The organism is Anaerosporobacter mobilis DSM 15930, assembly GCF_900142955.1.
Classification (GTDB): domain Bacteria; phylum Bacillota; class Clostridia; order Lachnospirales; family Lachnospiraceae; genus Anaerosporobacter; species Anaerosporobacter mobilis.
The window spans coordinates 104,104-125,653 of the sequence record NZ_FRCP01000009.1; the positions used below are offsets into that span (position 1 = coordinate 104,104).

Below are 21,550 nucleotides of genomic sequence, written 5' to 3' on the forward strand. Positions count from 1 at the left end.
ATACCCCCTATCATTATAGTGCATAACTTTATATGTTTTAAAAAGGGGACCTATTAAGGAATAATCTCAAAAATAGTTCCTTGATTAAAATTAGATACATTCATAGAGCTATAAACTCCTAGGTATATCCTAGTTTGATCCATATTCGTTCCCAAACTAACATAATAAGACGATTGAGTCCCGAAATCATAATCCGTTTCAATAACACTGAAATCATTTAGCTTACAATCCGATCGGACAGTAGTGTAAGCCAAAACTCCTCTGTTTGGAGGTGGAGATTCTTCGTCCCTGGCTAGATCGGTAAACAAGATGCTTCCAGTTAAAGTAGAGATTGCAGTTCCCATATAGGGTTGAACACCTGTTAGTGCAGTTGCTCCGAATTTATCAGGCCGGGAATCTTTGTGATAATAACAGGTAAGAGGAAACAGTCGTAATACAGAAGTTGTTACTGTTTCGTTATAATAAGCAATGGTTTCCATATCTAACTCTGCATTTTCAGTACAACCCCTTATTATAGAAGTAGGTAAATCCCCTTCCCACCCTCTCCAGCCAAGGTTGATAAAGCCTTCCATGTCAGGGACAGAGTTCATTAGAGATGCCCTAACAAGTTCAGTAACCGGTAGTGGTCTATATTGATGGAAAGAAAATATCGACTCTACTAGATCCTGTCCGACATTTCCCACATATTTGATATACTGATCATAAAACCGTTGATAGGAGATTCCCGGTATATTGCGTACCCCTTTGGCAATTACCGTAAGTATTTCTTGAATTGATATCGAAAGTTCATCAAAACGTGTAACAACAGGAGGATTATCAACTGCTGTATTCTTATCAACATCAATTTCAATTATTTTCCCTGCGATTTCCATATCGTCTTGGCTTAGATTAAAGGGATCATACCCTGACCCACCATCTCCGGTTGTTAAAACAAGTTTTCCTGTCTCAGGTGAGAAGTTTAAGGTATTCACGCCATTGTGATTTAAGAATGGTCTTCTTATATTAAGTAAAGTCCTTTTTCTACTAGATTGACCATCGGGTTTAAAAATCCATTCTTCAACAGTATCAATATGATTATATTGAGTTTCTCTATTTGTCCATTTGAGGTTTAAAGTTTTAGAATCGCATGGATTAGGTTGAAATGAATTAGGAAGAGCACTTGGACCTTGTGATCCTGCTAATGAATAATGAAGATAAAAAAGCCCGTTTTTATTAAAGTCAGGATGGAACGCTAGACCTAACAATCCTCGTTCATCATATCCACCGGTAGAAGTACCTAGATCAATGATTCGTGAGCGAATATCTAAGAAAGTTTCTATAACTCCATTTCCAATATAAAAGATCTCACCGATCTGTGTAGCAATAAATAGCCTTTCAATAGAATCTCCAGGAAGTATAGTTGTTTTTAAAACAGTAGGTAAATTGATATTACGAATCAGGGGTTGTAAATGAACTTTAACTTTAAGCATCTAACTTCATCCTTCTAATTACTTTATTTTATATGAATATGATTCGAAGTGACCTATTATACCAACTGTGGTTGGTGGATAGGAGTCAACCTCAACCTTACTCTTATAGATAATATAAAACAGCGGAAAGAAAAATTTATAATGTATGTATTGACAAATACTCTATTTGTAACTATAATGGTAACAAATAGAGGAGATAATAATTATGTATTCAACAAAATATGCTGTAAGTATTCACATTTTAAGCCTTATTGCCTTAAAAAAGGGAAATAGTATTACCTCAGACTATATTGCAGAGAGTGTAAATACGAATCCAGCTCTTGTTAGACGGTTGATGAGTGGTTTGAAAAAGGCTGGACTTATCCAAACCCAAACCAAAATTGGTGTAACTGGACTTATGAAAGACCCAGAAGAAATATCCCTTTTAGAAATTTTTAAAGCGGTGGAAGATAGGCAAGATTTATTTGCTATACATTCAGACACCAATACAGCTTGTCCTGTAGGAGCTAAAATCGGATGTGTCTTAGAACATGTCAACGAAAAAATCCAGTCAAGTTTTGAAGAAGAGTTAGAATCCTTGCATTTATCCAATATTTTAGCTGGATTAGGCAATCATGAGTAATTTTAGCCTACGTTATCTTGTAGAAGCTTTCACAAGATAGCTTGATAGTAAGCAGACAAGAGCGTAGGCACAAATGAAGGCCTTTTCCAAAGTTTATAGATATAATAATGACTTTATATAAAGTGAAATTAAGAACAATATAAAATAATTAATGTAAGTATTGCACATGATAATAGGAGTATGTAGACTCAGAGTAATACATACATAGTTATTCAAAATTATTTAGGAGGAAAAAATTATGAGTAAAAAAACAATAGGTATAATAGTAGGAAGTTTAAGAAAAGAGTCTTTTAACAAATCAATTGCTAATTATGTAGCTTCATTGTTACCGGCAGAGTATGAAGCGAAATTCATAGATATTAGTGATGTTGATATGTTCAATCAAGATTTAGAGGATAATCCCCCTGTATCTTGGACACGTTTAAGAGAAGATGTAAAAGCTGCAGATGCATATCTATTCTTTACACCGGAATATAATCGTTCCGTACCAGCAGTTTTAAAGAATGTATTAGATGTAGCTTCTAGACCATATGGACAAAATGTATGGTCACATAAGCCAGCAGGAATTGTAAGTGTATCAATGGGTGGAATTGCCGCTTTTGGAGCAAACCATCACTTAAGACAAACGCTTGCTTTCTTAGATGTATATCCATTGCAACAGCCAGAAGCATATATAGGAAATGTAATGGGATTGCTTGATGATAAAGGAAATCTTGTAAACGAAGATACTAAGAACTTCTTGAAATCGTATGCTGATGCTTTTACAGCTTGGGTAGAAAAGTTCTAGAATATAATGAGATAAAGTAAGACGAGAGGCAAATAGAATTGATTTTCTATTTGCCTTTTGTCATGTATGGGATAGTAGAAAAAGAATTCCGTGATATGGTCACTGAACCATAATAAAATATTTGCTAATATATAGAAAATAAATGGAGCAATTCGAAAGACTTCTCCATAAAAAAGAAAAAACGGAGTGATTGTATGCTATTTCAAAAAAATAACTATTATGCAGAAATGAACGGTATTATGGAGTATGTTGAGGGGACAATGGAAGGTAAAGAGATAACATGCCCAAAAAGTAAGTATGGAATTCATAACAGGGTAATTGATCAATTTAATAATCTATTGAAACATGAAAAGCAAGTGTCTGTTGCTGCTAGAGAGGTCTTAGAGGTAGCGAACTCTATTAGCTCTTTTGCTGTGAAATTGACGCATATGTCAGATCAACTAATAAAATTTGCAAGTAATATGGAAGAAGTAAGTGAGTCAAATCTTTCAATTGTTGAAGAAACCAATGCAACAATGAAGGAAGTGACAGAAACAATAGACGTGGTCGCTAATACATTAGATATGCTAAAAAATGAATCTGAAATTTTTGCCGACAAAAACAATGATAGTGTTATATTATTACAAGAAGTTAGTGAAATAAAGGAAAATGTAATTAATGATAACTTACATATGAATTTAAAAATCGAACAACTCGTAGAATTAACAACAGAGGTTGGGAAAATTGTTGATAGTGTACAGGCAATAGCAAATCAAACGAATCTCTTGGCATTGAATGCATCTATAGAAGCAGCCCGTGCAGGGGAACAGGGAAGAGGTTTTTCTGTTGTAGCGGATGAAGTAAGAAACTTAGCGGATGATACGAAGAAGAATCTAGAGGGAATGAGAAACTTTGTGGATAAGATATATATGGCGGCAAATGAAGGCAAAGAAAGCATGAACAGAACAATAGACTCTACAAATCAGATGAGTAGAAAAATAGATCTTGTGTCAGAAACGATTGATGGAAATATAAAAATGATGCGTGAATTAGTAACTAGTGTTACGCGAATAAACGAGTCTATGCAAGAAGTGAAAACATCGGCATTAGAGATTAACAAGACAATGAAAACCTCTAGTAGTGATGCGCAAAGACTTAAGGTTATGACACAGAATATTCATCAAGATGCGATTCAAAGTGTTGATTACGCTAGGAATATCTCCATCATTGATGATAAATTATCAGCCATAGCAACAGATTTAGAAAACGTTCTTTAGTAACCGTTATTAATTACTCGTTCAACAATATTCTTTAATACAAGATAATCAGAGGAAAATGTATCTTTTGAAATCCACATACTGATAGATGTGGTCTGTAATTCTTTAATATAAAATTTGCTTATTTGATTCTCATTCAATACAGTATTTTGAGGAAGTAGAGATATACCGCCACCTACAGAAACCATATTAATAATTCCTTCTACTGTATCTAGTTCAATTACATTGGGTATTGTTGAATGCTGTGAACATAGCCAGTCTAATAACGTAGTTCTATAAGGGCAAGAATCGATATGGTTTACTGATACAACATATGGAGCCTATGAATTTTTCCGTTGATACGGATATGTGTTCTGGAAAAGTGTTAATCTATAATCCAGATAAGTGGAAGTATGTAGAATACTATTTTTATGAAACTATGCCTGAGAATCTATTAGCGAAACCAATTTATGAAATACTTCATTTATCTGTATAAACAATGTATAATTTAGTTTTATTGCCTAATATCCGAGAATGTTTCAAGTTTTGTGTAAATAGAAAAATTGATATAAGAATTGTTAATAGTTATAGTAAGGGCAAGGCACAAGTTGGTTTTGCTCTTATCTGCATTATACATCTATTTTTTTACATGTCAATAAAGCCTTTGATATCAGGCCTGTCATAGTGTTCTTTTTCCCATAAAAATAACCTCCAAACTGTTTGTAATTACCTTACTTCAATTTAGAGGTTTACTCAATCTTTAGGATAGCCTAATTTCTTATCTCTTTTGTAGTGTTAATCCTGATTGTCCATTTTCTATTTCTTTTACTATATCATTGGCTATGATAGCTTTACCTTTGACACCATCTAGTGTATCGATACTTTTAGCATCATTTACAGTTGTATAACTTGCGCCAGTACTAGTTAAAACTTTGTACTGACTTTTTGCACCACCACCATAATTTGGTACTATTAAATCGTGAACATCATTAGTTTTATGATCACTGATGATAACTGGTCCGTTAATTAATGTGAATCTTTGGATAATATGAAGTTCTCCATTGCTTTCTGAAACTAAAAGGGCTGAATTACCACCTGTACCACTTGTATACGGACCATTAATCATAACAAATATTTCGTCTTTTCCATCATCGTTTAAATCCACATAGTTGTAGTAATAAGTTGTTTGGTTTAAAGAATCATCAGGAATATCGTATTCTTTTGCAATTAGTTTTTCTAAGGATGCATTAGCTGTTGTTGAGGCTTTCATACCTTTGATACCAGCTGGTAATGCTACCATATCAACTTCTTTCGTGTTTGGTGTTTCTTTTGATGAATGTAAACTAATACCTGATTTACCATTCTTAACTTCTTTAAGTATGTCATTAGCTATAATAGCCTTTCCTTTAGTACCAGTTAGAGATTTTATAGTTTTTGAATCACTTACTCTTGTATAACCTTTTTTGCCACTGGTTAAAACCTTATATTGTTTTTGATTTTCTTTGCCATAGTAAGGAACTACTAAATCATGAACACCATTTGTTTTATGATTACTGATAATAATTGGTGCATTCATTAAGGTAAATTCTTGCTTTATAGCTAACTTTTTGCCGCTTTGAGATATCCACAAAGCGCAGTCTCCGCCTGTACCACTTGTATAGGGACCACTAACGATAACAAATATTTCTTTCTTTCCGTCAGCATTTAAATCTACATAGTTATAGTAGTATGTAGTTAAATCCAAGTATTCATCAGGAATATCATAGTGATCAATAATTAACTTTTCCAATGCAGCATTTGCTTTCGTTTCAGATTTAACTCCTTTGATGTACTTTGATAAAGAAACCATTGGTACAGTTTTTGTTTTAGTAGTAGTTGGTTTAGTAAATGTAGTTTGTTCAGAAGCATATGACTTTCCAGTAGTTGGGTTGACACCATAGAGCATTCCCATTGACATTAAAACACATCCAGCTATTAATATTTTTTTATACATATTTTTGTCCTCCATATAACTTTTTTATTAGTTTTTTATTTATCTAACTCATGTTCACAGTATATAATTCAAATGTATCTGATTTGTATCTAAATAATTTTTTATTTTTAAATACATACATTACTAGCTTCTTCAATAATTTATTTTTTATTGCACATACTAATAAAAATTTCAAACAAGAGGTGATAGTATGGCAGTTGCACATAAGAGCGCAATCAGCGTAGGTTTATTATATATACCTGTTGGCTTATATAAGACATCACGTGACATAGGTATATCATTTAATCAACTTTGCAAAGATACACATGAACGAATTAAGTATAAGAAGATATGTCCGTCCTGCAATAAAGAGGTAAAAAGTGAGGATATAATAAAGGGTTATGAGTTTGAAGAAGGTAAGTATATAACATTTACAGAAGATGAATTAGAGAATATTAAGTCAAAGAGAGATAAGACGATTCACATTGAACATTTTGCCAAAATGAGCGATATTGATTCTATTTACTTTGAAAAAAATTATTATGTAATTCCAGAAGCAGGGGCAGAAAAGGCGTATGAATTATTAAGACAAGCGCTTCTTAATAAAAATGAAGTTGCAATCGCTCAAACAGTTTTTACAACGAAGGAAGAACTACTTATTCTATATCCGACAAAGGATTGCATCATAGCGAAGATGTTATTTTATCAAGAAGAGATACAAGAAATACCAAGATCAATCAGTAAAGTTGAAATCTCCAATGAAGAGATGGGTATGGCAAATACCATGATTGATACAATGACTAAAGACTTTGATATATCTTTGTACCATGATGAATATCAAGAAAAATTAAGGAATGCGATCACACAAAAGATACAAGGGCAAGAAATTGTTAGTAGCGATCCTAGTAGACCGAATAATGTCATTAATCTTATGGAGGCATTACAAAAAACTGTTGAGCAAGCGAGGAAAGGTACTGCGTAATGGATATATTCGATGCAAAAGGGATTAAGCCAATGCTTATAACGGAACAATTAGATCCCTACGATGATCCCGATAGTATCTTCGAATTAAAACTAGATGGAATACGCTGTATTGCATATTGCAATAACAGTACAGATCTGAGGAACAAACGAGACATGAAGTTACTACCAAGGTTTCCTGAGCTTAAAGGTATTCACAATAATTGCAAAACTAAGTGTATACTAGATGGAGAACTGATTGTTATAAAAGATGGTGTTCCTGATTTTTATGAGCTTCAAAAAAGGACATTAATGTCAGACCCGTTTAAGATCCAATTAGTAAATAGTAAATATCCTGCAAGCTTTGTTGCTTATGATATATTGTACTATAAGGATAAAGAAGTAACGAAACTTCCATTGTTAGAACGAAAGAGTATCTTATCTGAAGTAGTAGATGAATCTGAGCGACTATCCGTATCACGTTATGTGGAAAAGGATGGAGTTCTACTCTTTGATTTAGCAAAGAAACAACAACTTGAAGGTATCGTTGGTAAGAAAAAAGAGAGTTTATATTGGTTTGATAAGAGAACGAAGGACTGGATTAAGTGTAAATTAATGAGTACCGATGATTGTGTCGTATGTGGTTATATTGAAAAAGATAATAACATGACAAGCTTAGTACTTGGGCAATATACGAATGAAGGAGCTTTGGTTTATAGAGGACATGTTACCCTAGGGGTCAGTCTTAGAATCTTAAACCAACAAAAGTATACGGTTAGTGGCTATTGTCCTTTTGGAGATATCCCTAAAGGGAATGAAGAAGCAATATGGTTAGAACCCAATCTTGTATGTGTAGTTGAATCAATGCCGAATGATAAAGATTCTTTTAGACAACCCGTGTTTAAGGGATTTCGAAATGATAAAACACCAAGAGAATGTATAAGAATTGAAAAATTATAGCTATTGACATGGAAGTAAGGAAGAACCCTCCAGTCATCTACGATAAGGATGGCTGGAGGGTTCTTCCTGTAACTTATCTAGTAGATAAATTGTCTATCAAAAGGTATAATTTATCAGAAGATGCAATCTAGAAAAAGATTAGCTTATTGAAAGGCTGGAACATAAATATGAAGATAGAACGATTCCTTGGGATTACTATTTATTTGCTTAACCATAAAAGGGTAACAGCGCAAACACTATCTATGCGCTTTGAGGTAACAACTAGAACCATAATGAGAGATATCAATACGCTATCTTTGGCAAGGATTACAATCTACATTGCATTTCCAGATTTACTAAGGTTTGGAGAAACGAACATAGACATTGATAGTTTCTTATAAAAGATGTAAGATAGTAATGTGATAGAAGTGTTAACTGTCACTTAATTTGCTTAATTAAGTTTGCTTGTAAATAGAATAATCAAGAAAAGAGGTAATAGTATGAACAAAATGCCTGTAGTATTTATTGGACATGGTTCTCCAATGAATGCAATAGAAGAAAACCAATATGTTGAAGAATGGAGGGCGCTTAGAGAAAAAATACCGAAACCGGAAGCAATACTTTCGATTTCGGCGCATTGGTTTACGGATGGAACTAGAGTTATGACCACTGATACTGCGAAGACAATTTACGATATGTATGGTTTTCCTGAAGAACTTTATAGAGTAGTCTATAATGCAAAAGGTTCCCCGTATTATGCACAAGAAGTGAAATCTTTGATTAGTCGTGAAATAATGATAGATAATTCTTGGGGCTATGATCATGGAACGTGGTCTATTCTTCATAGAGTATATCCAGAAGCTGATATTCCTGTTTTCCAGCTGAGTGTGGATAGATATGCCTCTGCTGCTCAACATTATAGAATGGGGCAAGAATTATATAAACTTAGAGAACAAGGGGTACTAATACTTGGTAGTGGAAATGTAGTTCATAATCTGTCTAGAATTGATTGGAACAAAGAGAATGAAGGATACTCTTGGGCCGAAGAATTTGACAATTATATATATGAGAATATCTTGGAGAGAAGGAACAATAATGTTATAGATTATCAAAAAGCAGGGAATTCCTCTTCGCTAGCTTTTACTACCATGGATCATTTTGCACCATTATTGTATGTCCTTGGAGCAACAAATGAACAGGATAAGATTACCGTATTTAACAAAGCATACGCATTAGGATCGCTATCAATGACTAGTTATTTCTTTGAGTAATTATTATTTTTATGCGATTCAACACCACCGTTTTCTACTTCGTGGAAAGATAACATGATAATACGAAATAGGATACATCATGAGAAAAACAGAATAAAAGTCCATTCTCTTAAGATATGATAATACTATCAAATTAAGAATGGAGTGAGTTGTATCAATGAAAGTGAAAAATCTTTTATCAAAAGCAATGACGGTAGTGTTATCTGCGGCAGTATTATTGGGAAGCAGTCAGACTCCTATGGTATTTGCGTCTGTGTCGGAGTCTAATAATAGTGCTGTATACGACGCGCAGAATAGTGATGACTGGTTACATGCAAAAGGTAGTAAGCTATATGATAAGAATGGAAATGAAGTATGGCTTACCGGAGTAAATTGGTTTGGCTTTAATTGTACGGAAAGTGTATTCCATGGTTTATGGAGTGTAGAATTGCGTTCTGCGATTAAGGATATTGCAGATCACGGATTTAATCTACTTAGAATTCCTGTGTCTACGGAATTACTGTATTCTTGGATGATAGGAAAGCCAAAAGCAGATGTAAATGTTAACTGGTATGCGAATCCGGGATTAATAAAGCCGGACGGTTCGAAAATGAATTCCATGGAAATATTTGATCGGACAATGGAATTATGTAAAGAATATGGTATTAAAGTTATGGTAGATGTCCATAGCCCAGATTCCAACAATTCAGGACATAATTATGAATTGTGGTATGGGAAAGCGATGACGAATGGTACCATGGTTACAACAGATATCTGGATTGATACATGGGTATGGCTTGCCAACAAGTTTAAAAACGATGATACTTTGATTGCGGCAGATCTTAAAAATGAACCCCATGGAAAAAGAGGATATGCAAAGGAAGAACCGCACAATATTGCCAAGTGGGATGATACAATGGATGAAAACAACTGGAGATATGCAGCACAACGGTGTGGCAATGCTATACTGGAAGTGAACCCTAATATTCTTATCGTTGTTGAAGGGATCGAACAAACACCAAAAGCGGGTTATACATATGCAGATGCTGATAAGTGGCAAAGTAGTGATGTATATAATGGAGCATGGTGGGGCGGTAATTTACGAAGAGCGAAAGAGTATCCGATTGATTTGGGACAAAATCAATCCCAATTGGTATATTCACCTCATGATTATGGTCCATTGGTATCGGATCAAACCTGGTTTCACAAAGATTTTACAGAGCAGTCATTACTTGATGATTACTGGTATGATTCATGGGCATATCTGGGGAAAGAAAATATCGCGCCACTGCTTATTGGGGAGTGGGGTGGAACTTTAGATGGGAAAGATAATGAAAAGTGGTTGAATTTACTAGCTAACTACATGGTTAAAAACAGAATCAGTCATACGTTTTGGTGTCTTAATCCTAACTCAGGTGATACAGGAGGACTTCTCCAATATGATTTTAAGACATGGGATGTAGCAAAATATAACTTAGTTAAGTCTACATTATGGCAAAATGGACAAGGGAAATTTATTGGACTGGATCATCAGATTCCATTAGGAAACAACGGTATCTCCTTAAATGAACACTATGGAAATCAATAAGGATAAACAGTTACAAAAACGCTATTGATAATTTCATAGAATAATACTAATATAGTACGTGGATAATAGAATACAAAAATTAAACTATGAGAATCCATATTGCACAAGTTAAGGTATGTATTAAGGAGAAACAGCACAATGATAAAGAATTCCAAATTAACAAGCCCAAGATATCAACAAATAGCTACGGATATTGCAGCGAAGATAGTGGATAAGAAGTATAAGGTAGGAGATAAGATATACACGCGTTCCTCTATAGCAAGTCAATATGGGGTTTCTGCCGAAACGGCGAGAAGAGCGATTAGTATCTTAGTAGACCTTGATATTGTCGAGAGTACAAAAGGCAGTGGAGTGGTCATAAAATCCTATGAAAAGGCGGTCCAATTTGTTCATCAATATAATGATATACAAACCATTCATGATTTGAAAAAAGATATCATGGGGAGTGTTAATAGACAATTAAAAGAGATTGATTACTTTAATGAAAGTGTAACAAAATTAATTGATAAGATGGATCGATATCGTTCAAGCAATCCTTTTGTGCCTTACGAAATTGAAATCACAGCAGATACGCCTTTGTTAAACAAAACGATTTCAGAAATGAATTTTTGGCATAATACATCTGCAACAATTGTTGCCATTAAGAGAAATAATGAACTATTACGATCACCTGGCCCATATACAGCCTTTTTACCGGAGGATATTGTATATTATGTAGGGGATGAGAAGAGTACAGAAAGGGTTTATAATTTTATTTATCCTAATAGTGTAGAAGAATAATATAAAAAATCTGATTTAATAATCAAGTATAGTACCTGAAAACTAAGGATATATTTGAATATTTTATCAGATTTTTTTTGCGAATTTTATATAAAGTATTGTACTGAAATTGTATAGTATTGTGTAAAAAAAGTGAGAATATACTTTATATTAAAAATGGATTTTTATTAATTCCTAAAAATTTACTATTTGACAAAGTAACAACTTTAGTATAACATTAGGTTGTTACTATTGAAAATTTGAAATACTGATATCGAAATAAAGGGAGGTAAAAGTATGATAAAATTCGAAAATGTTACTAAGACATATAAAGATAAAACAATATTAAAAAATATATCACTTGAAATTGAAAAAGGAAAATTAGTGGCATTCATTGGTGCAAGTGGTTGTGGTAAAACGACTACACTTAAGATGATTAATCGATTGATTAAACCATCAACTGGACGGATCTACATTAATGGTGAAGATATTGAAAAGAAGGATGTCATTAAACTGCGACGTAATATGGGGTATGTAATTCAACAAACAGGATTGCTTCCACATATGACTGTAAAGGAGAATATTGAATTAATTCCTAGAACTGAAAAATATGATGCCAATTCTATAATTGAGACAACCGCTAAATTAATGGATATGGTAGGTCTTGATCCAGATGAATACCTAAATCGTTATCCAGTTGAATTAAGTGGTGGGCAGCAACAAAGAGTTGGAGTTGCTAGAGCCTTTGCGACAGACCCAGATATCATACTAATGGATGAACCTTTCTCAGCGCTTGATCCAATTACACGTACTGGACTCCAAGATGAGTTAGTGAATCTACAGTCGCAATTGAAGAAAACGATTGTATTTGTTACCCATGATATGGACGAAGCTGTAAAGATTGCAGACATGATTTGTATCATGAAAGATGGTGAGATTCTTCAGTATGATACACCAGAAAACATTCTGAAAAACCCAAAGAATGAATTCGTGTCAGAATTCGTTGGAAAAAACCGAATATGGGCTTCTCCTGAATATATTAAAGCGGAGGATATTATGATTGATTCTCCAGTTACTTGTAGTGTCAATATGACATTGCTTCGTTGTGTAGAAAAGATGCGTTCCTATAAAGTGGATAGTCTAATGGTGGTTGAAAACAAAACCAATAAATTACTAGGTATAGTAAATGCAAAACAATTACAAAGACAGTCTGACCGCACACAGGAAGTAGGTCAGATTATGAACACGGATATCTTAGGGGTCCGTTTGGACGATGATATAGTTCACATTCTAAAAGTAGTAGATGATAATAACGTATCTAACATTCCAGTATTGTCTGATGAGAATATTCTCCTAGGTCTAATCACGAAGAGTAGCTTAGTAACAACACTAAGCCAACCTTATTTAGAGGAAGAGGAGGTATTAGTATAATATGAATTTCATAGAATATATAACCCAAAACAAAGATCAAATTATCTCCTTAAGCATAGAACACATTAAGCTTACGGCAATTGCTGTTGGTTTTGCTATTTTAATAGGTGTACCACTTGGTATATTAATTAGTTATGTGAAGAAATTAAACAAACCGATATTGGGAGTAGCCAATGTGATACAAGCAATACCAAGTATGGCTCTTTTAGGTTTTGCAATACCATTCCTCGGAATTGGAACCTTACCTGCAATCGTTATGGTTATTTTGTATTCTTTATTACCTATAATAAAGAATACTTATACAGGAATTCAAAGTATTAATCCCGATATTATAGAAGCTTCAAAGGGGATAGGACTTACGAAATTACAAATCCTTATTAAGGTACAGATCCCATTAGCGCTTCCAGTCATCATGGCAGGGATAAGGATTTCGGCAGTTACTGCGGTAGGACTTATGACAATGGCAGCTTTTATCGGTGCTGGTGGGCTTGGTTTCTTAGTATTCTCTGGAATCAGAACCGTTAATAACTATCAGATTCTAGCTGGTGCGATACCTGCATGTATATTGGCTCTGTTTGTGGATTATCTAGTGGGATTAGTAGAAAAGCTAGTGACTCCAATCAGTCTACAAAAAACGGCGAATACCAAAGAGAAACAAATGAAACAAAGAAAGATACAAAAGGGTATACTATCTGCAACAGCAATTCTACTTGTTATTACTTTTGTTGTTTCAGGATTATCTAGTATGAATAGATCTGATAAAGTAATTAAGATTGGAAGTAAAGATTTCACCGAACAGCTTATCTTAGCAAACATGTTCTCCGATCTAATTGAAGAAAAAACAGATATTACAGTAGAGAGAAAAATAAATTTAGGTGGTACACAAGTATGTTTTTCGGCTCTTAACTCAAGAAGTATTGATATGTATTTTGATTATAGTGGAACCGCCTATGGAGATACACTGAATTATCCACCAAGTACAGATATGGAGGCAGTTTATAATACAGTAAAGAAAGATTTTAAGGAGCAATATAATATAGATGTATTAAAACAGATGGGATTTAATAATACGTATGTAGTTGCGGTGAAAGAAGAAACAGCTAAAAAGTATAATTTAAAATCCATTAGCGATTTAAAAGGTGTTGCGTCTAAGTTGACAGCAGGAACCACGTTTGAATTCTTAAACAGAGAAGATGGGTTATTAGGCCTTATGAAGCATTATGGATTTCAGTTCAAGGATACGGTAGGTTTAGATGGGGCATCAAGATATCTAGCCCTAACGAATAACGAAACTGATGTAATCGATGCTTTTTCAACGGATGGACTACTTAAAAAGTTTGATTTAGTAACATTAGAAGATGATAAGAATTTCTTCCCACCATATTATGCAATCCCATTAGTAAGGGATGAGGTTGTTGAGGAATACCCAGAGATTGTTCCAATTATCGAGGAACTGGGTTCTAAGTTAACAGATGAAATAATGATGGAATTAAATTATAAAGTAGATGAACTGCAAATGGAACCAGATGTAGTTGCAAGAGATTTCTTAGTGGAGAATGGATTTATTGATTAAAAAAACAAGTCCTGAAAGAGTTGTTCTATTTGAAGAAGAAATCGTTTCTGGAGAGTTTATATAGATTTTACTAGTTATGTAAAAATCCAATTTACATGGAAGATAGAATAGGATGTAATTAAAACAGGGCAAAACTACCTTATTAGGTGAGATTGCCCTGTATCTTTATAAACGACGATAACGACGATAGTATAAAAAGCCGATGAGATCTGCTAGTATCCAACCGATTGGAATTGCCCACCATATTCCTATAAGGCCAATTGAAGGAATCGATGCTAAGAGATACGCAAGTATAACACGTGTTCCTAGTGAGACCACCGTAAGTATAACAGATACTCCTGGTTTTCCAATGCCACGATAAAAGCCGTAAAGGAGAAACAGGAATCCAATACCACAGTAGAATGCACTCTCAATACGCAAATAGGTTACGCCAATGTTGATGATTGCTACTTCTTCTGGTTTTACGAAGATTGACATAAGCGGCCGTGCAAATAGGGATACACCGATTGAAACTAAAATACAAAATAACAAAGTAACTTTAATTGCTGAGCGAACACCTTTTTGAATGCGTTCTTTTTTTTCTGCTCCATGATTTTGTGCGATGAATGTGGAAAATGCGTTACCAAAGTCTTGTACAGGCATATATGCGAAAGCATCGATTTTTACCGCAGCGGAAAACGCTGCCATCACCGCTACGCCAAAACTATTAACTAGTCCTTGTATCATTAATATACCAAAATTCATAATGGACTGCTGTACACAGGTCAAAATAGAGTATTGAGAAATTTCTCGTAATACTAAAAAATCAAGATGTAGATCAGATCGTTTCAAACGGATAACCTCAAGTTTCATATAGCAATAAAGAGTAACACATATTGCTGATACACCTTGCGCTATAATAGTTGCCCAGGCGGCACCGGCTACACCCATATCAAAGGTAATAATAAATACAAGATCAAGTATTATATTTAACAGGGCAGAAATGGCTAAGAATACCAAGGGAATAAATGAATTTCCAATAGATCGTAATAAGGAGGCAAAATAGTTATAGAAAAAGGTGAATATAATTCCATAAAAAATCACCGTTATATAGCTTATTGTTTCTGCGAGAATTTCATTAGGAATCTGAAGTAGTTTTAATAGTGGGGTGGTAAAAATTATGACAGATATGGTTAAAATGACAGTAATCATCCCTATGAATAAAAATGACATCAAAAAACTAGACTTTAGTTTTTCTATCTTCCCTGCACCAAACAACATAGAAAATACCACACCACTCCCCATACAAAGTCCTAGAACAATTGAGGTTAGGAAGGTCATTAGTGTAAAGGAAGAACCAACGGCTGCCAATGCTTCAGGCCCTATGTATTTTCCCACAATAAAGGTATCCGCTACATTATAAAGCTGCTGTAATAGATTACCCACAATCATTGGACCAGCAAACAGCAGTATAGATTTGGTGACATTTCCTTTGGTCAGATCTCGATTCATTGTTTGATTCCTCCTTAGTTACGAAGTGTAAGTTTTCGCATACGTTATGTAAGTATCATATAAGAAGATGCAAAAATTGTCAACGAATAAGAGGGTTTAAATGCTAACATTGTTTTTCTTTTTAAAATAGAGTAAGATATTTTTATTAGTGGGAAGGAGATTTGATACATGTTTTTGAGTGGATTAGATGTAACGGATAGAAAGATTGTAGAATTATTGATTCAAAACGCTCGCATGTCTTACTCTGATATTGGTGAGGCGGTAGGATTATCTAGGGTGGCAGTAAAAACTAGGATTCGTTCTTTGGAGGAACGTAAGATAATCGAAGAATATACTACGATTATTAATCCGCAAAAGATAAATGGAGCAATCTCGTGTTATTTTGAGATTGAAATGAAGCCTGCAAGTTACGAAACCGTAGTTGGAATTCTAAAAGAAAACGAGTTAGTCACCCAGATCTATCAGGTTTCTGGAAAAAATAAATTACATGTTCATGCAATTGCTTCAAATCAGGAGGAGATGGAAATATTTTTGTCAGAAACTATTCGAACGTTACCGGGAGTAACTGAATTAAGTAGTAATGTGATTTTATCTCGTATTAAGGATATTAAGGGACTTAGATTATAGATTTTAAATAGGGATGTAGGTCAATGAGATTTTAAATCTGTAGGAGAGGTCTTGCAAGCAGGACGGCAAATAGATGTTATTGTTGTCAAAAAAGTATCCTCTATCTCCTTTTAATAGGGGAGATAGAGGATTTTATGTATCCAGAGTCTTGCTAAAACGAGCTGGCTATATTTTATCATTGCGTTCGAAGTCTTAGAGGATATGCAGGATCAAAGATAGAATTAATCTTTATAGCATAGGAAGTTTTATCTATAATATCCTGATCAGTTATGTAGTGGATATCCAATAAACCATCTGATTTATATCCAGTTTTTATATAATTCATCTCAGATAAGGCTAAGCTCCAGCCAAGAAGCCAGTCATTCAGCTTTTCTTTGGTTTCTACGGTTCCATCAAAATGAATTAATAAATCAATGTCACTGTTAAGCCTAGCAGTACAGTTATTGGTACTGCCAAAAAGATAGATGCCTTTCACGCTAAAAGCTTCCATATCAATCTGATTTGCTATTTGTTCAGCCATATAATGTCGCCACTTCCAACCCTCGTCATTATGTGCACTATCTTTAGGAATAGTAATATCATGAGAAATAGAACCAGAATTACTTTGAGAAGGCTCTTCGAGATAAGCAATCGCCTTTTGTAAGTCTCCGTTCATTAATACAATAAGTTCTTTATTAAAAAATGTTTCTTCTATTGTAATAACCCTTACCGCTTCATCAAGATAGGAGTACATAGGTAAGATCTTAGATAAAGCATTCTTTGAACTATTAAAAAAAGAACGATTAAATATAGAATCGTTATCTTCTGGATATAATGGAAGATATTTAATGTTTTCCTCTACCAAATCTTGAAAGAAGTGAGTCCCAAAGGATAACTCGGGTTCGAATCTTGATTGTTTGTTAGCCACTTCTATTAACATTGCGGTATTATTTATATCGGAATAAGCCACGGGTACACCCAGTTTGATATCTCCACGACTTCCCCAACGTCCAGGACCAAGTAGTATGAAGCTTTTTCGTGGTAATATCTGATTTAATTCATGGATAATATTTCGAATATTTAATAGATCTTTATGTGATTCTAATTTAGAATATTCGATGGGGTCCACATAGACTACAGTTTTTATACCTGTTACTTTTCCGTTGGAAATATATTTGTTAGCAGTAAATATGATACTTTGGAAAGGTATATTAGTTGGAATAGCAACGGGAGCATTATCATAGTTTTGACTTTGTGGCCTACATTGGAGTAGATAAAAATGTTTACCATCACTAGCAAATTCAATATCTACAGGATAACCAAGTTTTTTCTGCAACAAAGAGAGAATGGATTTAACTTGTTTAACGAATGAGGTTTTCTTTACCAATCCATCTAAGGTAATTATAATATTATCATTCTTAAAATCTGTAGTGAAAGGATTTGAGTCCATAATGATATCATTGTTTAGTACCGATGCAACCAAGTTGATATGTGGAATATGATCACCGTATTCTTTTATTACTTGATGAATAGGTAAGGTAAGGAATTGATTGTTATCTAAATCTATTAAATCCATATATTGAGGAGAGTATTTTGATATCTCCCTAGGGGACTGATTAACCCGAAGATTGGCTTGTCCTGGGGAGAGTAGGAGAGGATAGTCTTCGCCTACACGATCAACAGCTCTTGTTCCTAGACCCATAACCATTCTAAGTAATCCATCTTCCCTTTTTATACGAGGAGACCAACGCAACTCATTATTACTAAACGCAACTCCAGCAAAGAGTGGGAAGTAGTAGGGACCCACTTTAGTACCAACCACTTCTTGAATCATAATACCCATCTGTTCATTGCAGTCAAGCAAATCGTTTTTAATTCGGTATTGAATCGAATCAGGATTAAAGATTGAGGCGTAAACCTCTAAGATACCATCAACTAGTTGTTTGATTCGTTCTGCTCTTGTACCTGTATTCGTTATAAAGAGACTTTTATATTTTCCGGAAAAAGAGGTATCAATCTGGTCCTCTAAGACACTAGAAGAACGAATAATTAATGGACAATCCTCACTGCAATCCACAATTTTATTAAGTTCATTTAATATGTATGGTGATAGTCTGGCGTTCTTTAACATCTGAATTACTCGTGGATAACTAGTACGGATATCAATCATATCAAGGTATTTATGCTCATTTAACTCATCAAATCCATTATCTTCTAGCAAGTATCCAAATTCGTCAGAAGAGATATACCAAGTCTTTGGTGTTATGATATTCTCAAACTCTAGAAATTCGTCTTTATGTGATTCAAGAATTTGATTTGCAAGGAAAAAGCCAGAACCTTTTCCACCAATCCGTCCAATGCTTCTTGGAGAACTTATAAAAGAATCAAGCAGTTTATGAAAGGCCTCTATATGGACATGGTTATGAATTCTGGAGATCAATTTTGGATTGCCTGTAATAAAGCGCCTTGTTAATTCAACTTTTAACCATCTTTTCGTTGCTTCACTTGTCATCTCGTTGTTTTTTACTGCTTTCAAATAGGCAGAGAGAGCGTGAGAGATTTTTTTAACATCAGAATCTTTTTTGTCAACTATTTTTATTAATTCATATGTTTTTCCCTGATAAATCCATAGATTTATATAATCATAAATTTGAATATCATCTAGGTTTATTAATGAATTACCAAATAGAATCTTACTGAAACGGATAACATCAACTGCAGGAAGTGTTTCAAGTGGAAAATTAACTTCGCTATTCAAATTGTACTTTACCCAGCCCATTTCATTAAAAATATTTTTAACCATCTTGGGATTAATGGAAGCTAAAAGTGCAAGCATTTTCTCACAAACATAAAGTAAGATTTCATGATCGGTTTTTTGTAATAAATCAAGAATCGCTTCCCAGCGGTTTCTGTAATTATATTTTTGAACGGAGTCTTTCTTATCAATAGTCTCTGAAAACCTTCTTGCTATGGTGTTTAGAAGACGAACTTCATGTTCTAAGAAAGCAATGTCACCAGTCTTAAAGGTGTTCTTTGGGTACATAACTTTAATATATCCACGGTTTTGATTATTAACGATTATTGCCGATTCTAGTTCTTCCCCATCTTCAATTTTTTCGTCAGGAGAGAAAATCTGTTTATCAAACTCGATTACTGCCTTGCAGCTATCTGGGTTACGAAATCCCATTGGTATTATAGATGGGATTTTTTCCAGACTCTCAGTCAATGAATCTTTGGTTAAGGATTCTTCAATTAGATATAGGCATTCTAATTCTTTTGCCCGTTCAACCAAATCATCTTTTGATATTGTTCCGTAGTGGTTCATCCTGCTTGCCCATCCTTTCTTGATATAAGGGAATGATAAAAACAGTAAAATAAGTAATTTTATGAATAAAGAGTATTAAATCATAAATTAGAGATAGAACATGGTTTTAAGCGCATGTTCTATCTCTATCAGTGCGCAATGTTATTACGACTGAATCAGTACAAAAAATTACCAACTATACCCAACCACGAAGTTTAACTGCTTCTGCTACACGATTTATTGCAATGACATATGCTGCATCGCGCATATAAAGATTTTTCTCCTGTGAAAGTTTATGTACAGCTTGGAACGCACTTGTCATTTTTTGGTCAAGTTTTTCAAGTACTTCTTCTTTCGGCCAGAAATAATTCATATTGCATTGAACTTGTTCAAAGTAACTACAAGTAACGCCACCGGCGTTGCAAAGAAAATCAGGAACAAGATAAATGTTTTTAGCTTTTATAATTTCATCACTATCTGGTGTTGTAGGTCCATTAGCACCTTCACAGATTACTTTTACTTGTGCACTAATCTTTTCTAGTGCGGGAGGAGTTATTTGGTTTTCTAACGCACATGGAAGAAGAATATCTACATCTTGTGCGATCCATTCATCACCATCTAATAATTCAAAACCTAATTCAATGGCTTTTTGCTTATTAATAGAACCAAAAGAATTTTTAATAGATACTAATTGATCTACATCGATACCATTAAGATTACGATAGGTATATGATCTTTTATCTTCATTATCCCAGCATGAAATGGCAACGATTTTTCCACCTAATTCCTTGTAAAGACGGGCAGCATATTCAGCAACATTTCCAAATCCTTGTATACTTGCTGTTGTAGTTGCAATATCAATATGTAACGCTTTCAAAGCTTCTCTTAATGTATAAATAACGCCATACCCAGTTGCTTCCGTACGACCCAAAGAGCCTCCCATTCCAACTGGCTTTCCTGTGATTGTACCAGGGTAATGACCACCATTGATTGTCTCATATTCATCCATCATCCATAACATATGTTGACCATTGGTCATAACATCAGGAGCAGGTACATCTACCACTGGTCCCATTACCTTTGAAAGTTGTCTGACATATCCACGGCATAGTCTTTCTTGTTCTGCCATTGACATATTATGAGGATCACATATGATTCCACCCTTTGCCCCACCTAAAGGAATATCAACTACAGCACATTTCCATGTCATCCATAAAGATAAAGCTCGGATCGTATCTACAGTCTCCTGAGGATGAAAACGAATTCCACCCTTAGCAGGGCCTCTTGCATCGTTATGCTGAATTCTATAACCGTTGAAAACCTTTGTTGTTCCATCATCCATTTTTACAGGAATAGTGACATGAAATTCTTTGTTTGGTTGTCTTAATAATTCTCGAGTTGCTTGATCTAAATCAATCAGATTAGCCACATTATCAAATTGTGTTTGGGCTGAAACATAAGGATTATAAGTTTTATTCTCCATTTTTTACCTCACTTTATTTTGGATTTTATGTTCAACGACTATTACGAAGTAAAGTGTTGAAACATTGATTTAATTATACTA

Annotated in this window: 19 protein-coding genes; 13 read left to right on the forward strand and 6 right to left on the reverse strand. The window is 34.2% G+C overall.

Features of this window, described 5'->3' with window-relative positions:
- Positions 1 to 53 precede the first annotated feature (53 nt).
- Complete coding sequence (locus tag BUB90_RS08735; RefSeq protein ID WP_073286181.1) at positions 54 to 1,469, reverse strand: PQQ-dependent sugar dehydrogenase; 1,416 nt, start codon at positions 1,467 to 1,469, stop codon at positions 54 to 56.
- A 205-nt stretch (positions 1,470 to 1,674) separates the two neighbouring features.
- Between BUB90_RS08735 and BUB90_RS08740 the strand changes: the two genes are divergently transcribed.
- The 3 genes from BUB90_RS08740 to BUB90_RS08750 all read left to right on the forward strand — a co-directional run bounded on the left by BUB90_RS08740 (position 1,675) and on the right by BUB90_RS08750 (position 4,134).
- Positions 1,675 to 2,091: an Rrf2 family transcriptional regulator gene (locus tag BUB90_RS08740; protein ID WP_073286185.1), complete on the forward strand. Its 417-nt coding sequence runs from the start codon at positions 1,675 to 1,677 to the stop codon at positions 2,089 to 2,091.
- Positions 2,092 to 2,329: 238 nt separating this feature from the next.
- Positions 2,330 to 2,878 (forward strand): NADPH-dependent FMN reductase, encoded by a 549-nt coding sequence (locus BUB90_RS08745; protein WP_073286188.1) that lies wholly within the window; start codon positions 2,330 to 2,332, stop codon positions 2,876 to 2,878.
- A 194-nt stretch (positions 2,879 to 3,072) separates the two neighbouring features.
- The gene (locus BUB90_RS08750; protein WP_073286192.1) at positions 3,073 to 4,134 is read left to right on the forward strand and encodes a methyl-accepting chemotaxis protein; all 1,062 of its coding nucleotides are present in this window, start codon (positions 3,073 to 3,075) and stop codon (positions 4,132 to 4,134) included.
- Here BUB90_RS08750 and BUB90_RS08755 read toward each other — a convergent pair.
- Entirely contained in the window at positions 4,131 to 4,322 is a 192-nt protein-coding gene (locus BUB90_RS08755; protein ID WP_073286195.1) for a hypothetical protein, read from the reverse strand. The two genes, BUB90_RS08750 and BUB90_RS08755, sit on opposite strands and share 4 nt — an antisense overlap.
- 134 nt (positions 4,323 to 4,456) lie before the next feature.
- On the opposite strand from BUB90_RS08755, the gene BUB90_RS23260 reads away from it, so the two are divergent.
- A complete protein-coding gene (locus tag BUB90_RS23260; RefSeq protein WP_242952513.1) occupies positions 4,457 to 4,609 on the forward strand; it encodes a DUF4865 family protein in 153 nt (50 codons plus the stop codon).
- 282 nt (positions 4,610 to 4,891) lie between these two features.
- Here the strand turns inward: BUB90_RS23260 and BUB90_RS08760 are convergent, their stop codons facing one another.
- Positions 4,892 to 6,106 carry a hypothetical protein gene (locus BUB90_RS08760; RefSeq protein ID WP_073286198.1) on the reverse strand — a complete coding sequence of 405 codons (1,215 nt, stop codon included), beginning with the start codon at positions 6,104 to 6,106 and terminating at the stop codon, positions 4,892 to 4,894.
- A 190-nt stretch (positions 6,107 to 6,296) separates the two neighbouring features.
- On the opposite strand from BUB90_RS08760, the gene ku reads away from it, so the two are divergent.
- From ku to BUB90_RS08800, 8 genes are all read left to right on the forward strand, one after another.
- Complete coding sequence (gene ku, locus BUB90_RS08765) at positions 6,297 to 7,067, forward strand: non-homologous end joining protein Ku (protein WP_073286201.1); 771 nt, start codon at positions 6,297 to 6,299, stop codon at positions 7,065 to 7,067.
- Positions 7,067 to 8,005 carry an ATP-dependent DNA ligase gene (locus tag BUB90_RS08770; RefSeq protein WP_073286204.1) on the forward strand — a complete coding sequence of 313 codons (939 nt, stop codon included), beginning with the start codon at positions 7,067 to 7,069 and terminating at the stop codon, positions 8,003 to 8,005. The genes ku and BUB90_RS08770 overlap by 1 nt, the downstream gene beginning before the upstream one ends.
- A gap of 167 nt (positions 8,006 to 8,172) precedes the next feature.
- Complete coding sequence (locus BUB90_RS08775) at positions 8,173 to 8,385, forward strand: HTH domain-containing protein (protein ID WP_073286207.1); 213 nt, start codon at positions 8,173 to 8,175, stop codon at positions 8,383 to 8,385.
- A gap of 99 nt (positions 8,386 to 8,484) precedes the next feature.
- Complete coding sequence (ygiD, locus tag BUB90_RS08780) at positions 8,485 to 9,255, forward strand: 4,5-DOPA-extradiol-dioxygenase (RefSeq protein WP_073286210.1); 771 nt, start codon at positions 8,485 to 8,487, stop codon at positions 9,253 to 9,255.
- A 157-nt stretch (positions 9,256 to 9,412) separates the two neighbouring features.
- Positions 9,413 to 10,822 carry a glycoside hydrolase family 5 protein gene (locus tag BUB90_RS08785; protein WP_073286215.1) on the forward strand — a complete coding sequence of 470 codons (1,410 nt, stop codon included), beginning with the start codon at positions 9,413 to 9,415 and terminating at the stop codon, positions 10,820 to 10,822.
- Positions 10,823 to 10,960: 138 nt separating this feature from the next.
- Positions 10,961 to 11,602, forward strand: a complete 642-nt coding sequence (locus tag BUB90_RS08790; protein ID WP_073286218.1) for a TrkA C-terminal domain-containing protein — start codon at positions 10,961 to 10,963, stop codon at positions 11,600 to 11,602.
- A gap of 276 nt (positions 11,603 to 11,878) precedes the next feature.
- A complete protein-coding gene (locus BUB90_RS08795) occupies positions 11,879 to 13,012 on the forward strand; it encodes an ABC transporter ATP-binding protein (RefSeq protein ID WP_073286221.1) in 1,134 nt (377 codons plus the stop codon).
- A 1-nt stretch (position 13,013) separates the two neighbouring features.
- A complete protein-coding gene (locus BUB90_RS08800) occupies positions 13,014 to 14,585 on the forward strand; it encodes an ABC transporter permease/substrate-binding protein (RefSeq protein WP_073286225.1) in 1,572 nt (523 codons plus the stop codon).
- Positions 14,586 to 14,750: 165 nt separating this feature from the next.
- On the opposite strand, the gene BUB90_RS08805 is transcribed toward BUB90_RS08800, so the two are convergent.
- On the reverse strand, positions 14,751 to 16,076 hold the full coding sequence (locus BUB90_RS08805) for an MATE family efflux transporter (RefSeq protein ID WP_073286228.1): 1,326 nt from the start codon (positions 16,074 to 16,076) through the stop codon (positions 14,751 to 14,753).
- Positions 16,077 to 16,244: 168 nt separating this feature from the next.
- On the opposite strand from BUB90_RS08805, the gene BUB90_RS08810 reads away from it, so the two are divergent.
- Entirely contained in the window at positions 16,245 to 16,703 is a 459-nt protein-coding gene (locus tag BUB90_RS08810) for an Lrp/AsnC family transcriptional regulator (RefSeq protein ID WP_073286232.1), read from the forward strand.
- Positions 16,704 to 16,878: 175 nt separating this feature from the next.
- On the opposite strand, the gene BUB90_RS08815 is transcribed toward BUB90_RS08810, so the two are convergent.
- Together BUB90_RS08815 and BUB90_RS08820 are read right to left on the reverse strand one after the other, a co-directional pair.
- Positions 16,879 to 20,007 carry a PEP/pyruvate-binding domain-containing protein gene (locus tag BUB90_RS08815; RefSeq protein WP_073286235.1) on the reverse strand — a complete coding sequence of 1,043 codons (3,129 nt, stop codon included), beginning with the start codon at positions 20,005 to 20,007 and terminating at the stop codon, positions 16,879 to 16,881.
- A 175-nt stretch (positions 20,008 to 20,182) separates the two neighbouring features.
- Positions 20,183 to 21,469, reverse strand: coding sequence for a Glu/Leu/Phe/Val family dehydrogenase (locus tag BUB90_RS08820; RefSeq protein ID WP_073286238.1), 1,287 nt, complete (start codon positions 21,467 to 21,469; stop codon positions 20,183 to 20,185).
- Between the last annotated feature and the right edge of the window lie 81 nt (positions 21,470 to 21,550).